The following is a 15,218-nucleotide window of genomic DNA, read 5'->3' as shown; positions in this document are numbered from 1 at the left end:
CCGGCGCGCACGCCGGCCGTCGTGCGTTTACCGCTTCAATCCCATCAGCTTCGCGAGCACCGGCCAGCGCTCCAGCGATTCGACGAACGCGCGTCGCGCCTGCTCGTCGACATAGCGCGCGGGATCGAGCGCAGGCAGATGCCGCGCAAGGCCGCGCACGTCGTTCGGCTGTGACAGGCGTTCGTCGTCGCCCTCGCCGACGTTGATTACTGTTCGTCGATCCATACGCCATCCGGAGTCTTCACCGCGTAGCCGGTGTTGGTCTGCATCGTCACCGTGCCCTCGTTCTCGCCGACCATCCGCGTGCGCGGCAGGTCGGCCGCGTATTGCGCAAGCGTCACGCCCGGCTTGAACGGGCTGTTCGACACGAGGTTCGACAGCAGTTGCGCGAGCGCGAGGAAGCTGGTCGGCTGGTCGATGACGGTCGCGGTGCCGTGGTTGCCGGCGAAGCCGACGAGCCGCACGCCGACCGGCCCGTGCACGATACGCGGCGTCGGAATCTCGCGCAGGCCGGCCACCTGGTTCTTGTCGCCGCGCAGCGCCGCGCCATGCTCGGGGACGAACACGATCACCGCGCGCCGGCCCGACCGCGCGATCAGGTCGGCGAGCCGGTCAAAGTCGCTCATCAGTTTCGTCGCGCGCTGCGGATACGAATCGATGCTGGTCAGCGAACTGCCCACCACACGGTTGCCGTCGTGCAGGCTGATCGTGTTGTAGTACAGCGCGACGGGTCCCGGCACCGATGCGCGTTGCGCATACCAGTTCGCGAGCGTGCCGTAATCGTCCTTGATCGCCGAACCGTCGAACGCATGCATCGCGACGGGCGCCGCCGCGTTCGACACGATCGGCGCATCGGGCACGCCGATGTTGTCGTGAATCACCTGCAGGAAGTTGTCGAAATGGCCGTCGTGGTTCAGTAGCGACTGCACCGTGTAGCCGGCGGACGCGAGCTGCGAGAACAGATGGCACTGCTGCGGCGCGGGTTTGTACAGGTCCGCATGCGCTTCCTGGCCGCAGCTTGCGCGCAGCACGCGGATCGCGGCCGGCCCGCTGTAGCTTGCGGCCGTGCTGAAGTTCGTGAACAGGTAGTCGAAGTGGCTCAGCATCGGGTGGTTGCGCACCTTCGCGGCGTCGAGATCGTCCCACGACAGCGAGCACACATGCAGCACGATCACGTCGAACTGCGCGGCCGGATCGTTGCCGAGATGGCCGAACGCGACCTGCCGTTGCGACTCCTGCGCGCGGAACGCCGCGAGCGCGGCGTTGTGATCCTCCGGCTGGCCGGAGCGCGCGGTCGCGGCATCGGCCTGCTGTGGCAGCGGCGCGACGACGCGCGCCATCAGGCCGTTGCCGGCCTGCCACAGCGGCATCACGATCAGCACGGCGAGCACGAACGTCGCGACACGCACCCAGCGATTGACGATGAAATAGACGATCAGCACGCCGGCCACCGTCAGCACGAGCACCGGCGGCAGCAGTCTCGGCAGCAGCTCCATCCAGTAGTCGAGCCGGAACGTGCTGACTTCGCGCGCGGCTTCAGCGAGACGCGCGAGCGGCGGCGCGTGCAGCTCGCGCGCGAGCAGCGGCACGGCGATCGCGATCGCGACGAGCTGCCGAACGATGCGCCACACGCGCTGCCGGATCGGCGCGCTCGCCGCGAGTGCGAGCGCGAACGCGAGGTTCGCGAGCCACATCGGCTGCAAATGGCCGGTCGCGAACAGCGCGAACTTCAGGATGAAATACAGATTCCAGAACGTCATCTAAACCACTCCATGATCCGCGCCGCGTCAATCGCGCGCGCGATCGAGTTTCGGCGCGAGCATCGACTGCACGCCGCGCGCCGCCCCCTTCCACATTCGTACGTAACCGTCGAGGCCCACGCGCAGCACCTCCTTCAGCCCGCGCAGCGGCGTATCGGTGCGCGCGGACGCGTGCCAGTCGAGCCATGCGTCCGCCCGGCCGAACGTGCATTGCACAAGCTGGCGCTCCTGCTCGAGCGTCAGCTCGTCGAATCGCACGCCGACGTGGGCCGGCGTTACACGCGTCACGCGCACCGGGAACGGGAACGCGCGGTCGCCGCGCGTCACGCACACCGTCAGCGTGTCGCCTTCCGAGAGCGACAGCCCCGGCACCGCTTCGAGACCGAGGCCGCCGGTCGAGTAGTCGCTCGTGAAGCACGCGGCCGTCGATCCGTCGGCAAGCAGCAGCGTCGCCGGCACGCGCATCGCGATCCGGTGCGTGACGCGCACCTGCTTCGTCTCGCGCGCAACGGCCAGCGCCGCGCCGAGCATCGCGAGGTTGTAGACGGTCCAGCCGAGCGTGATCAGGATCGTCGACGCTTCGTCGCCCTGCTCGGCCACGAGCCGCCACAGCCCCGCCACGATCGCGAGCACGTTCAGCCCGAACAGCACGAGGTAAGGTTTCGACGTCGACCAGTCCACGTAACCTTCGTCGATCTTGCCGCCCTTGTCGGTCACGTTGAACTTGCCGTGCTTCGGGCTGAAGAACGCGACGGTGGTCGGCAGCGCGATGTACCACGCAAGCACCGATTCGTAGACCTCAGCCCAGAACGAATGGCGATAGCGGCCCTGCATCCGCGAGTTCGCGACGTTCGCGAGCACGAGATACGGGATCACGTAGCTGGCGAGCGCGACCGACGATGCGTTGATGAAGTACAGGTGGAAGAACAGGTACGCGAGCGGAATCGTCAGGAACACGAGCCGTGGAATCCCGTAGAAGAAATGCAGCATCGCATTGCCGTAGCAGATCCGCTGGATGAAGCCGAGCCCGCGGCCGAGGAACGGATTGTCGATGCGGAAGATCTGCGCCATCCCGCGCGCCCAGCGCGTGCGCTGCTTCACGTGGCCCGCGAGGCTCTCGGTCGCGAGGCCGGCCGCCTGCACGGTCGGCAGGTACGCCGACGTGTAGCCGCGGCGATGCAGCTTGAGCGCGGTGTGCGCGTCCTCGGTCACGGTCTCGACCGCAACGCCGCCGACTTCCTCGAGCGCGGTGCGCTTGAGCACGGCACACGATCCGCAGAAGAACGTCGCGTTCCACAGGTCGTTGCCCGACTGCACGAGCCCGTAGAACAGGTTGCCCTCGTTCGGAATCTCGCGGAACGTGCCGAGGTTGCGCTCGAACGGATCGGGCGAGAAGAAATGATGCGGCGTCTGCACCAGCGCGCATTTCGGGTCGCGCAGGAACACGCCCATCGTCGTCTGCAGGAACGAGCGCGTCGGCACGTGATCGCAGTCGAAGATCGCGATGTATTCGCCGTGCGTTTTCGGCAGCGCACGGTTGATGTTGCCGGCCTTCGCGTGGCGGTTGTCGTCGCGCGTCAGGTAGCCGATGCCCGCTTCGCGCGCAAACGCCTCGAACTCGGGGCGCCGGCCGTCGTCGAGCAGGTACACGCGGAGCTTGGCCGACGGCCAGTCGATGCTCTGCGACGCGAACACGGTCGGCTTCACGACCGACAGCGGCTCGTTGTAGGTGGGAATATAGATATCGACGCTCGGCCAGGTGTCGGGGTCGTCGGGCAGCGGCACGATCGGCCGGTCGAGCGGCCACGCGGTCTGGACGAAGCCGAGCAGCAGGATCATCCACGTATAGGCTTCGGCCCCGTACAGCAGATAGCCGGCGAATGCCTCGATCGGGCTGCGGAAATCGAGCGTCTGCGTCGTGCGCCACCACACGTAGCGAACCGTCGCGAGCAGCGCGAGCGACGCGAGCGCGAGCGTTGGCAGGTGGCCCGGCAGGCGGCGCAGCGCAAGCGCCAGCACCGCGACGATCGCAAAGAACGCGAACTGCGCGCCGGGCATCAGCGGCGACATCCCGGCCGCCGCCCACATCAGCGCACCGGCGACCAGCAGCACCGGCGCGAGCCAGCGGCGCCGGCCGACGCCGTGCGCGCGCGCGTCGAGCCAGCCGCCCCAGCGGGCCCACGGCAGACGCGCGAGCAACGCGTCGACGCGTGCGCCGAGCGCCCGCACCGCAACGTACACCGGCACGACGAACGTGTCGAACCACGCGAGCGGATCGCGCGCAGGGCGGCCGTCGGCCGCGCGCGGCGCACGCACGATCGCGCGCCACAGCCATTCGCGCACGCTGAGCGGCTGCAGCACGCCCCATTCGCGCGCGAGCCGCAGAAACGCCGCACGCGCCCAGCGGCGCACCGGGTCGGCGCGGCCGGGCGGCGGCGCATGGAAGAAGAGCCGCACGACCCAGTCGAGCAACGTCCGCTCGGCCGGCAGCCCGATTCCGCGCGCGCACCAGTCGCTCACGCGCCGGGCTGCGGCACGCCAGCGCGAGCCGAAAGCGGCCCTCATCGCGCGGCTCCCGCGCGACCGGCCGCCGCCTCGAGCCATGCATCGACCCAGTTCGCGACGCCGTTCAGGTCGTGCGATGCCTGCGAATACGGTGCGTCGTCGAAAATCCAGCTGCCGCGCGCGAGCGATTCGGGCACGGCCGCGTCGACGTGGATGCGCTGCTCGAGCATCGACGCCGGCCCCGCCACCGTGCGCAGCATCGCGACCGCATCGCGCTGCATGTCGCGTGCGGGGTTCAGCCGGTTCACGACGATCTGCAGGTCGCCGCCGCCCGCGCGCAGCGCGTCCAGGCGCACGGCCACCGTCGCGCATGCGGCCGGCTCCGGCGGCACGACGACGAGCGTCAGATCCGCGCGGCGAATCGCCTGTTCGGCCTGCGGCGACGGATAGCGGGCGGTATCAATGAGCACGACGCCGTCGGCCGGCAGTGCGATCTCGTCGAGCGCGCGCGACAGCCACGCCGGATCGGCCGCGAGCCGCGCATCGCACGCGGCGGCGCCCGCTGCGTCGACCTGCCCGTACGGTACGAACAGCACGCCGTCGGCGTTGCGCCACGTATGCGCATGCCATGGCGCAGCGTCCGTCGGGTGGCCGAGCAGGCTCTGCGCGAGCCCGTGCTCGGCCAGCGTGTCGAGGCCCAGCGTCGCGCCCATCAGGTTCTGTGCGTCGAGTTCGAGCGCGACCACGGACCGGCCGCGACGCGCGAGCAGCACCGCGAGCGCGCCGGCAAGCGTCGTGCGGCCCGCGCCGCCCGTCGTCGACGTGATGGCGATCGTCTTCATCGCGCCGCCTCGCCGGTGCGGTCGGCTTCGGGCAGCAGGCGCCCGCGCAGCGCGACCGGCACGAGTTCGCACGGCACCGCGTCGCGCCGGTGCAGCCCGCGCGGCGCATGGAATCCGCGGCCGAGGCCCAGGTGCTGCGCGACGATCCACACCGGCACCGCGATGGCGATCCCCACGATGAATCCGATGACGAGTTCGGCGATCATGCGCCCTCCTGCTTGCGCAACGGCATCGCGCTGCGAATGGCGCCGCGCGCACGCACGGCAGGAAACACGGCGGCGTGCGCGGGCATCTCGGCGCCCGGCGCTGCATCGTCGGCGTGCGCGGGCTGCGATGCCGGATGCGCGGCAGGACTGCCGGCCGCCGTGTAGTCGGCAGCCGGTGGTTCGGCCAGCGCCGCGGCTTCCGCTGCGGATGCACCGTGCACCTCCGCCGCACCGCCGGCGCCTGCCGCGCCTTCCGCACCCGCAACAGCCCCCGCGCCCGCCGGACGCGCCGCCGCGAACAGGTCGCTGTAGTCGGCGATCGGCGCGCGCCGGTTCTCCGCCTTCAGCGCGTCGAGTTCCGTATCGATGCTGCCCTGGCCGAGACACACGACGCGGTCGGACAGCGTATCGACCGGCACGTCGAAGATCCGCGCAAGCGCATCGTCGGCGTCGGCCGGCTCGCACGCGAACAGGAACACGTACAGGTGCGCCGCATCGGCGGTCACGACGTCGCCGGCGCGGCGCGGCCGGCAGTGCCGCAGCGCGTCGACGTGCGACACGCCCGGCAGCAGCGCGATCTTCACGAGCGTGTGCGGCAGCGCGAGCACGGCACCGCGATCGAGCACCGCGCGAATCCGCAGGCAGAACGCGCCGACCGGCAGGTAGCCGAGCACCGAATCGCCGAGCGCAGCCGCGAGCGCCGCACGATAATCGGGCGCGACGGGGCGCGCATACAACTGCCCGCGCAGTGCGCTTACGGCGGCATGCATGCGCGACAGCGGCAGGTCGCGCGCGACGACGCGATTCGCGCCGACGCTCAGCACCAGCATCTCGAACTGCTGGCGCAGCACCACGTCGCGCTCGACTACCGCGATCTTCAGCGCGCCCCCGCACTGCCGGCGCAACGCGTGGACCGCCGCGCACACGCCCTCGAGCTGCGCATGCGAGCGAAACGCCAGCACGGCGGTCGCGGCCTGCGCATGCGAGCAGGCCGCGACGACGGCCGCGTTGTCGTCGACGATTTCCCAGCCGGCAGGCGCGCGCGCGCCGTCGTCGAACACCGCGCGACTCGCGACGACGCGATCCTCGTCGGTCGCAAGCTTCATCCGGCGGGCGGGCTCCGCTGCATCGCCGTCGGCGATTGCCGCGAGGCGGCCGCTCGGCGCAAAGCGCAGCGGCCGCACCTCGCCGGCCGCGAGCGTGTCGCCCGCGCGCCAGAAATCGACAACCCACAGCAGCTCGCCGTGCGTGCGCTGCAACTGCGCAACACCCGTGCATACGCCGTGAAAGCCGCTGCGCGCCGCGCGGCTCGCGTCGCGCACGAGCGGCGGATCGTCGGTGCGCGGGCCGGCGTCCGTACGCGCGATGTCCGGGTCGACGAGCAGCACCAGCGCGATCCGGTGCGTGCGGCACCAGTCCGCGAGCGCCGCCCCTTCTTCCGCGAGTACGGCTGGATCGTCCCAGCTGAACCAGCGCTGCGCGCCTTCGATGAAATACACGGAACGCGCGCGAAAGCCGTAGCGCTTCATTGCGCGCAGGCCGCCGGTGAGCCGTGCGAACGGTCCGGGCGCCACGACGCGCGGCGCATCCGGCTGCGTCGCGGCATCGTCGCCGGCCGCGGCACGCGCGGCCGGCATCGCGAGCACGTTCAGATTGCGCGGCCAGCCGGCCGGCTGCGCGCCGCCCGCGAAACCGCGCGTGTGCAACTGCGAGACGACCTGCGCGGGCTCCCGCGCGAGCACGACCGTCACGTCGCGCGTGCGCGACTGACGCGCGCTCTCCCACACCAGCGCATCGCACGCCGGCGTGCCCGCAGCCGCATACACGGCGTACAGGCCGCCCGCGTCGAGCTGTGTCCACGCATCCGGCAGCCCGTCGATCGCGAGCCGGCTCAACGGGCCGGCGCGGCTGCCGGCCGGCCCGGTGCGCAGCAGCGCGCGCAGGCGGCCCAGCAGGCCGGCGGCGCCGAGCGCGGGACGGGTAGCATCGAGTTCCGTATTCACGCGTTCCCCTAATAGTCCGAATAAAGCCGCACCGGCGTCGGCGTGACGAGCCAGCTGCGCTCCGCGCGTGCGTCGAACGCGTAGCGCAGATAGACGAGCGCCGAACTCGGCGCGTAATCGTGCGAGCGGTCGACGTGCAGTTGCGCGCCGACGCTCAGGTGCGGATTCACGCGATACTCGACGATGCCGTTCACGCCGTACGAGAACGACACGCCGCGCGTCGAACTGCCCGTGTAGACGAATCCGGCCGCCTGCTGCGCGGCGCGCTGGTCCGACAGCGTCGGGTAGAACAACGAATCTTTTTCATAGCTGTTCGAGATCCCGCCGGTGACGGTCAAATCCCACGACAGCGCGTCGCGCCGCCCCGCCCATTCGATCGGGACGCCGAGCGACAGGTAGCGCTGCGGACTGTAGTACCCGCCCTGCCCGTACGTGTAGTAGCGCAGGTTCTGCGCGTAGTGCCACGCATTGCCGACGAGGCCGGTGCTCACCCTCATCGTCGCGCGTTCGTACACCGGCACCGTGAAGCCCGAGCGCAGCGTCACTTCCGCATTGCGCTCGACGTTGCGGCCGGACAGCACGCCCGCGCCGAGTTCCGCGAACAGGTTCACGCGGCCGACGTCGACCGCCGCGCGCAGGTTCACGCCGTCGCGCCGCACGCCGCCCCATACCGCGCCCGTCCACGGGTCGCGCATCCCCGCATACGACAGCACGCTGCTCGTTTCGGGCCGGCGCGATGCATTCACGGTGAAGCTCGCCGGGCCCGCGTCGAAGCGGTAGCGCACGCCGCCGACGAGGTAATGCACCGGAAAGCCAAGCGGCGACGTGCCGAGATCGACGCGCCAAGCGTCGGTCCGATAGCCCGCGCCGAGCGCGACGCCCGTCATCGGCTGGTGCAGGTCGCCCTGCGGATGCGCGATCAGCGCGGCAGCAGCCGGATTCGGCGCGAACGGCGCCGGCAACCCGATCGGCGCATTGAGCGCCGCGTAGGTGCCGAAGGTTTTCAGCGAATACGCGTTCGGGTCGCTCGTATCGAGCGCGCCCGCGTCCAGATGCACGGTGTCGAGCTGCAGGAACGCGTGCCCGTCGTAACGCACCGGCACCTGCATGTAGATCGGCACCTGCTGCGCACGATAAGCGGATATCCCTTCGTCGCCCGACTTGTACGCGGGCAGCCAGCCGATCTCGATCTCGGGGTCGCGCCGTTGCTCGAGATCCGCGAACGCGGCCTGCGCGGGCGTACGGCCGTCACGGCCGGCGCTCACGCCGGTCATGCGCTCTTGCGACAGCGACAGCCGGTACAGCGACGCCGCATCGTCATAGCGGCCCTGCGCCTCGGCCACGCGGCCGGCCGCGACCGTCACGTCGGCGCGCGCCGGATACGCGGCCTGCAACGGCTCGATCACTTGCGCGGCTTCGTCCGCGCGGCGCAGTGCATTCAGCCGCCGCACCACCGACAGGCGCGTATCGACGTCGTCGTCCGGCGTGCGCGCGAGCACCGCCTGCACGCGAGCGAGCGCGGCCGCGCGATGGCCGCTGTCCTCGTCGATGCGCGCGAGCGCGAGCTGCGTATCGGCATCGTCCGGCGTGCGCGCGAGGACCGGCGCGAGCGCGTCGCGCGCCGCGTCGTAGTGGCCCTGCGCACGCTCGAGGTCCGCCAGTTCGAGCGCATAGCGTTTGTCCGCGCGGCCGGCCGGGCTCGCGCGCTCGAGCAGCGTGCGCGCACGCGCATAGTCCTGCTGTGCGATCGCGTCGTCCGTCTGCCGCAGCACGAGCCGCAGCGACTGATCCTCGATGCGCGCGCTCTGGGCCGGCGTCAGCGACGGCTCGCGGCGCAACGCATCGAGCCATGCGGCGAGCGTGTCGTCGCGCCCGGCGCCGCCGAGCAGGTCGCCATAGCGCAGCCGCACGTCGACATCGGCGTCGCGCGGATGCGCGGCGATCCAATCGCGCAACGGCGCGAGCCCGCGATCGGGCTCGCCCGCATCGATCCACTGCGCACCGACTGCGGCCAGCATGTCCGGATCGTCCGGTGCGCTCGCCTGCGCATGCGCGAGCGATGCGGCGAACGCCGCACGATCGCCGCGGCCGAGCGCGCCGCGCGCATCGGCAAGCGCGTGTTCGGCGTCGAGCTTGCGGGCGAGCGCGCGCATGCCGTCCGAGCGGTGCGCATCGTCGACGCCCGAGAGCGCGGCCTGCGCGCCCGCGACGTCGTCGAGCGAATTGCGGTACAGCGCGGTCGCGTAGCGCATCTCGGGCGTATCGCTCGCCGCGAGCCCGTCGTCCATCACCGTGCGGCCGAGTTGCGGCAAGCCCATGTCGCGATACAGCCGGGCAAGCGCGAAACGCGTCCAGGCCGCATCGGGCGCTGCACGCACCGCCGCTTCGTAACGTTGCGCGGCCGCGCCGCGCTCGCCCTTGTCCGCAAGCGTGCGCGCCTGGCTCGCGAGCAGGTCGGCGCGCAGCCCGTCGAGCGCGCGGCGATCGTCGGCGCCGGTCACGCGGCCTTGCAGCGCATCCAGCAGCGGGCCGATGCGATCCGCGCGGCCGGTATTTTCGTACAGCAGCGCAGTGTCGCGCACGGCCGACAGAGTCGGCGTACGTGCGGCCAACAGTTCGCGCAGCAACGGTTCCGCGCGGGCCCAGTCGTGCTGCGCGAGCAACGCATCCGCGAGCTGCAGTTTTGCGTCCTGGCTGTCCGGCTGCATCGCGAGCGCGGCACGCGCCGCACGCTCCGCATCCTGTGCGCGGCCCGCCGACGCGGCCGCGCGGCCCTGCGCGAGCAGCCCCCAGAACTGCGCGGTGCGTGCCAGGCTCTGCCACTTGCCGCGCTGGTCCGTCGACAAAGCCGCGGCCCGCGCGAACAGTGCGCGTGCTTCGTCATGGCGGCCTTCGCGCAAACGCAGCAGGCCCAGCCCGCCGAGCGCGTCGGCGTCACCCGCGCGCGCACGCGCGGCGCGTGCGAGCAGCGGATCGGCGCCGGCCAGGTCGCCACGCGCGAGCGCTTGCAGGCCCCGCTGTTGCGCGATGTAGTCGGGATCCCGTTCGAGCCGCTGCTGCGCATCGCGCTGCTGGTCGAGCGCGGCAACGCGATCGCGGAATTCCGTGTCGTCCGGCACGAGTTCGAGATACGCATGCAGCGCATCGCGATACGCGGGATCGGCGCCGGCGGACTGCAATACGCGTCGCCACACCGCCATTGCTTCGGTGTGGTCGGCGTCGGGGCGCTTCGCGAGCGACCACGCGATCCGGTTCGCTTCCGCGCGCGTGTCGGCGCGCTGGTTCAGCAATCGCGCGAGCGCGAGCGCCGCGCTGGTGTCCTGCGGATCCGCCGCGACCGTGCGGCGCAGCGCGGCGATCGCCGGCTCGCGGCCGCCCGGCGCATTGGACACGATCTGGTAGTACTCGGCGCCGAGCGCACCGGACGGCGCGCCATTCGGAAACAGCGCAACGATGCGCCGTGCCGCTTCGTCGGCGCGGCCGCTGCGGGCGAGCAGGCGGATTTGCGCCATCTCGCCGCGCCCGCTCGTCGCGACGCGGTATTCGTCGGCCGCGCGGCGCGTATCCGGAGCCGCGGGCGCACGCGCCTGCAAGCGCGCGAGCGCGGCCTGCGCGCCGCGCGCGTCGCCGAGCCGCAGCAGCACGCGCATCTGTTCCGCGAGCAGAGCCGGGTCGTCCGGCGCGATCAGCAGCCCCTTGCGCAGCGCATCGCGCGCGAGGTCGTCGCGATGCTTGTCGCCCCACATGCGCGCGGTCGCGAGCTGGCGCCGCGCGTCGGACAGATCGGCCGCGCTCGGCACCGAAGCCGGCGCGGCCTTCGGCGCGACCGTTTCCGGTGCAGCCGCGACGGTGACGGCGGCCGCGGCCGGCGCCGCCGCGCTCAGGGACGACGCGAGCCACGCGAATCCCGCGACGCGCGGCGCGGTGCGTTTCAACGAGCCGCGCATGAACGCCCCTCCCAGTGCGGGTCGAGCGATCCGTCCGCACCGAACCGGTAGCGGCCGTCGCGCCAGCCGAGGCCGAACAACGTCAGCACGCTCGTGTAATAGCCGGGGGCCGACTGGCGCGCAAGTGTGTCGACGCGCGCCGCCTGCGCATCGGCCAGCGCACGCTGGCCGCGTGCGTCGAGAAACGGCACGGCCGCCGCGGAGAATCCGCCGTTGCCGTCGTTCGGGCCGGCCACGCCGGTCGTCGTATCGACCTTCTCCGGCGGCGCACCGTGTGCGGCGATGTAGTCGGCGAACGGCGCAAAGCGCGCGAGCAGCGGCGCGGCAAGCGGATCGGCGCGATCGAGCATGCCGGCCCACAGGTAGACGCGAATCGCGTTGTATGCGCTTTCCGCGCGGGTCTGCGGATCGGGGCCGAATCCGGCGCCCGCGCGATACAGCGCCCAGTCCGGCGCAAATCCCTTCGGCGCGGTGTCGAGCAGCACGCGGCCGGTGCTGGCCGCGAGCGCGGCCCAGCGGCGATCGTCGGGCAGCCGTGCGGCGAGCCCGCGGATCACCTGCGGCGGCGAATAGCTCGGATTCACGCGCCATCGATCGCTGCCGAGCTTGAAGCCGGTCGGCCCCGGCAGCAGCGTGAGGCCAAGGCCCGGCACGCTGGCCGTCTCGGTGTCGAGCACGCGCTTCGCGAGCAACGCGCCGCGCGCGGTGTAGCTGCGCTCGCGCCACAGCCTGCCGGCTTCGACAAGCGTATACGCGATCCACAGGTCCGCATCCGACGCCGCGTTCGCGTCGAGCACACGCCATGCGCCGTCGGGCGCGCGGCCCCACAGCCACGCCGGCAGGTGCGCGCTCAGGTCGCCCTGCGCGAGGTTGTTCTCGGTCCATGCGAGGATCGTGTCGAACGTGCGCCTGTCGTTCGCGACCAGCGCGAAGAACAGTCCATACGCCTGCCCCTCCGATACCGTGCGCGCATCGGCCGAGCCGACGTCGATCACCCGGCCGTCGGCCGACACGAAATCGCGCTTGAACGCGTCCCAGCGCGGCCATGCCGTGCTGCATTGCGCGTCCGCCGCAACGGCCGCGCCGCCTTGCGCCCCCTGCGCCGGCCCGGCCGTTGCCGCTACAGCACCGGCGGCCGCAACGGCCAGCAAGCAGGTTGCGCCGACGCCCCGCGCCGGACGCGTGGCCCATCGCCTTGCGAATGCCCAACCCATCCGTTACATCCCCCGTCGGCGCGCGGCGATTCGCTGCAGCACGCTGAACACGCCGAGCGCGAGCAGCAGCCCCGCGACGACCCCGACCACACCGAGCACGACCGGGTGCCGCGCGGCATGCGTCCACACGCGCGCATACCACGGCACGAAGCCCACCACGTACGGCTCGCCGACGCGCAGGCTGTCGACCTGCCCTGGCCGCACTAGCGCGAGGTCGCCCTGCAATTGCGATACGAGGCCCGGCTTCTCGAACACGTCGAGCAGATCGGCGAGGCGCGCCTGGTCGGTCGCCGTCAGCGCGACGACGCTGCGGCCATGACTGCCCGGCAACTCGAAACCGGCGAGCGCCGCGAGCTGGCCCGTCTGTTCGATATGCGCGCCGCCGTCGGCCATCCCGACGCCGTTGCGCCAGCGTTCCTTCACCGAGAACGCGACGCGCGTCGCGCCGGCGCCGCCCTGCTGGTCGATCGACAGCGGCAGTGCCGTGCGCCAGCGCGACAGCAGCGGCGACGCGGGCGAGCCGTCGATCACGAGCAAGTCCTTGCGCCCCTCGAGCGCGGCGACGTCGCCGGGCCGCGCGACCTGCACGCGCAGCGCCGGGAAGCCGGTCCACTGCCCCATGTGGCCGAGCATCGTCAGGTAGGCTTCGAGCTCCTCCGGCGACGGCCGGTCGGGCACCACCACGGCGGTCTGCGACAGGTCCGCGAAACGCGTGAACGGAAAGCCGCTGTTCGCGAAGAACGCGAGGTTCGGCAATTGCGCGTAGTGGACGAAGTGCGAGAAGTCGATCGTCGAATCCGGGTCGATCGCCGCGCGCTGCGGCTCGGTCGCGGTGCTCGAGCAGAGCCCTGTCTTCTGAGAGTCGAGCGTGAAGCGGAACTGCAGCTGGTTGCCGCTGCCGACGCGGAACGCCGGGATGTCGACGTCGCTCGTCACGCGGCCTTCCGGCACCGCGAGCAGCGGCAGCTGCATGCGGCCGCGCGCGTCTTCCGCATGGGCCGGCCCGAGCCGATACGACTTCACCAGCTGGTCGTTGATCTCGACGGCGAGCGTCGAGTTGTCCTGCACGGTCGGCGCTGTGTAGCGGTAGCGCAGCGTGATCGGCACGCCCGAGCCGTTCCACGAATGCAGATCGGCCGGCACGCGCAGGTTCAGGCGGATCGCATCGGGCGACGTGCCGCGCACTTCGAGTTCGCGCGGGTCCGCCACGAGCTCACGGAACGCGATCGGCCGGTTGACCGGCAGCCAGCGCGGCGCGTCGTACGGCTTGCGCGGCGCGCCGAGATCGACGTGCGCAACCGTCGCCGCCGGGCCCGACAGCGCTGCACGGCCTAGCACGAGCGTCGCGACCGCGTCGTCGACTTCGGCAGCCGTGCGGCCCGTCACGATCAGCAGCTTGCGGCCCGGCGCGGCCGGATTGTCGGTTACGGCGAGCAGCGGGCCGTTGACCGACGGCAGCGCGAGCCCGGCCGGCAGCGTCGCGGCCGTGCCGACGACGACGGCCTGATCGTCCGCCGGGAACGTCGCGGCGACCGGGAAGCGCGCCTGCCGGTAGTCGGCCTGCGCGCCGAACCACGACGCGAGTACGCCTGCGCTGCGCAGCGTCGCCGAGTCGGGCGACGCAGGCAGCACGAACGGCAGCCGCAGCAGTCCGTTATCGCGCCGGTCGAAGAACGGCGCGGGCAGCAGCGCGAGATCGTTCGGCAAGCGCACCGGCGCTTCGTCGAGGATCAGTTCGCTCGTCGGGCTCACGTCGGCCCACAGCGCCGAGTTCGACGGATCCTCGCAATGATCGAGCGTGTAATGCGCGATCAGGCGCAGGCCGATCTGGTTGTAATCGGAGAAGTAGCGCGGATCGATCGGTATGTCCTGCGTGACCATGCGGCCTGCGCGCGGCGCGTCGAACGGAACGGTCGCGACCACCTCGCCGTTCACCGACACCTTCAGATGCGACATCGGGAACACGAGCGACGGCGAATACGCGTAGGTCAGGCGCAACCGCGCGCCGGTAACCACGCGGTCGAGCCGCACGCCCGCATTGATCGTGCGCGCGTCGTCGGCGCCGCGCAGGTGCACCGGATCGAACGCGCCGAGCGACGCGAACGGCAGGCGCACCGTCGTCGCCGGCAGGCCGGCGGCCGGGGCGCTGGCGGCGGCCGGCGCAACCGCGAACGGCGGCACGGACGCGCCGCTGGCGAGCGCCGGTGTAGCCGGTGTAGCCGGTGTAGCCGGTGTAGCCGGTGTAGCCGGTGTGGCCGAAGCGGCGGAGGCCGCGGCGACGGCCGGCACCGGCGCGGCCGATAGCGCGGCCGCATGGAACGCGCCGAACGCGGCGACGGACAGGACGAACAGCGAGGCGGCCGGTCTCATGCGCGGCTCCGCGTGGTCGTTGTCGTTCGGCGATAAAGCGCGCCGCAGCCGGCGCGCGCAAAGCAGCTATGCCCGTGAGTGCACATCCCCACTGCTTCCCCTCAAAGTCTGGCCTGAATGCATTTATCGAAACGATCGGGCGAATTCTTCCGCTACCGGTCGGTCAGACTGCGCTCGCCTGGCACAGGCGCGCGCACATTCGTCACACTATCTCAAAATCGAGACAAAACTCATCCTGATTCGTACGGACGAAGCGAAAAACAACTCAGTTCGGTCGGAAATACGACGCGCGGCGATCGAGTGGCAAAAATTACACCGTTGCTGCAGGCCGGGACGACCGGCATACTGCCGGCGCCGAACCGTCGCCCCGG

At 71.4% G+C, this 15,218-nt stretch carries 9 protein-coding genes; all 9 read right to left on the bottom strand.

The window, feature by feature from the left end:
- Window positions 1-27: 27 nt before the first annotated feature.
- Genes WK25_RS06760 through bcsB form a run of 9 tightly spaced genes read right to left on the bottom strand, consistent with a single transcriptional unit; the run spans window position 28 to window position 14,847 of the window.
- On the bottom strand, window positions 28-225 hold the full coding sequence (locus tag WK25_RS06760; RefSeq protein WP_040143951.1) for a hypothetical protein: 198 nt from the start codon (window positions 223-225) through the stop codon (window positions 28-30).
- Complete coding sequence (gene bcsG / locus WK25_RS06755) at window positions 207-1,760, bottom strand: cellulose biosynthesis protein BcsG (RefSeq protein WP_069241278.1); 1,554 nt, start codon at window positions 1,758-1,760, stop codon at window positions 207-209. The genes WK25_RS06760 and bcsG overlap by 19 nt, the downstream gene beginning before the upstream one ends.
- A 27-nt stretch (window positions 1,761-1,787) precedes the next feature.
- Window positions 1,788-4,325: a UDP-forming cellulose synthase catalytic subunit gene (gene bcsA / locus WK25_RS06750; RefSeq protein ID WP_069241944.1), complete on the bottom strand. Its 2,538-nt coding sequence runs from the start codon at window positions 4,323-4,325 to the stop codon at window positions 1,788-1,790.
- A complete protein-coding gene (bcsQ, locus tag WK25_RS06745) occupies window positions 4,322-5,107 on the bottom strand; it encodes a cellulose biosynthesis protein BcsQ (protein WP_069241277.1) in 786 nt (261 codons plus the stop codon). Before bcsQ ends, bcsA begins: the two co-directional genes overlap by 4 nt.
- Window positions 5,104-5,313: a hypothetical protein gene (locus tag WK25_RS06740; RefSeq protein WP_040143948.1), complete on the bottom strand. Its 210-nt coding sequence runs from the start codon at window positions 5,311-5,313 to the stop codon at window positions 5,104-5,106. Before WK25_RS06740 ends, bcsQ begins: the two co-directional genes overlap by 4 nt.
- Window positions 5,310-7,316 carry a cellulose biosynthesis protein BcsE gene (gene bcsE / locus WK25_RS06735; protein ID WP_069241276.1) on the bottom strand — a complete coding sequence of 669 codons (2,007 nt, stop codon included), beginning with the start codon at window positions 7,314-7,316 and terminating at the stop codon, window positions 5,310-5,312. The genes WK25_RS06740 and bcsE overlap by 4 nt, the downstream gene beginning before the upstream one ends.
- 8 nt (window positions 7,317-7,324) lie before the next feature.
- Complete coding sequence (locus tag WK25_RS06730) at window positions 7,325-11,263, bottom strand: cellulose synthase subunit BcsC-related outer membrane protein (RefSeq protein WP_069241275.1); 3,939 nt, start codon at window positions 11,261-11,263, stop codon at window positions 7,325-7,327.
- Window positions 11,248-12,477 carry a cellulose synthase complex periplasmic endoglucanase BcsZ gene (gene bcsZ / locus WK25_RS06725; RefSeq protein WP_069241274.1) on the bottom strand — a complete coding sequence of 410 codons (1,230 nt, stop codon included), beginning with the start codon at window positions 12,475-12,477 and terminating at the stop codon, window positions 11,248-11,250. The genes WK25_RS06730 and bcsZ overlap by 16 nt, the downstream gene beginning before the upstream one ends.
- A 3-nt stretch (window positions 12,478-12,480) precedes the next feature.
- Complete coding sequence (gene bcsB / locus WK25_RS06720; protein WP_069241273.1) at window positions 12,481-14,847, bottom strand: cellulose biosynthesis cyclic di-GMP-binding regulatory protein BcsB; 2,367 nt, start codon at window positions 14,845-14,847, stop codon at window positions 12,481-12,483.
- Between the last annotated feature and the right edge of the window lie 371 nt (window positions 14,848-15,218).

Origin of the sequence: Burkholderia latens (genome assembly GCF_001718795.1) — a bacterium.
Taxonomy (GTDB): Bacteria; Pseudomonadota; Gammaproteobacteria; order Burkholderiales; family Burkholderiaceae; genus Burkholderia; species Burkholderia latens_A.
Note: the sequence above shows the minus strand (reverse complement) of the source record. Positions and strands in the feature narration are given on the sequence as shown.

Coding starts and splice junctions, on each gene's coding strand:
- WK25_RS06760 (WP_040143951.1), bottom strand. CDS start 225: ATGGATCGACGAACAGTAATCAACGTCGGCGAGGGCGACGACGAACGC.
- bcsG (WP_069241278.1), bottom strand. CDS start 1,760: ATGACGTTCTGGAATCTGTATTTCATCCTGAAGTTCGCGCTGTTCGCG.
- bcsA (WP_069241944.1), bottom strand. CDS start 4,325: ATGAGGGCCGCTTTCGGCTCGCGCTGGCGTGCCGCAGCCCGGCGCGTG.
- bcsQ (WP_069241277.1), bottom strand. CDS start 5,107: ATGAAGACGATCGCCATCACGTCGACGACGGGCGGCGCGGGCCGCACG.
- WK25_RS06740 (WP_040143948.1), bottom strand. CDS start 5,313: ATGATCGCCGAACTCGTCATCGGATTCATCGTGGGGATCGCCATCGCG.
- WK25_RS06730 (WP_069241275.1), bottom strand. CDS start 11,263: ATGCGCGGCTCGTTGAAACGCACCGCGCCGCGCGTCGCGGGATTCGCG.
- bcsZ (WP_069241274.1), bottom strand. CDS start 12,477: ATGGGTTGGGCATTCGCAAGGCGATGGGCCACGCGTCCGGCGCGGGGC.
- bcsB (WP_069241273.1), bottom strand. CDS start 14,847: ATGAGACCGGCCGCCTCGCTGTTCGTCCTGTCCGTCGCCGCGTTCGGC.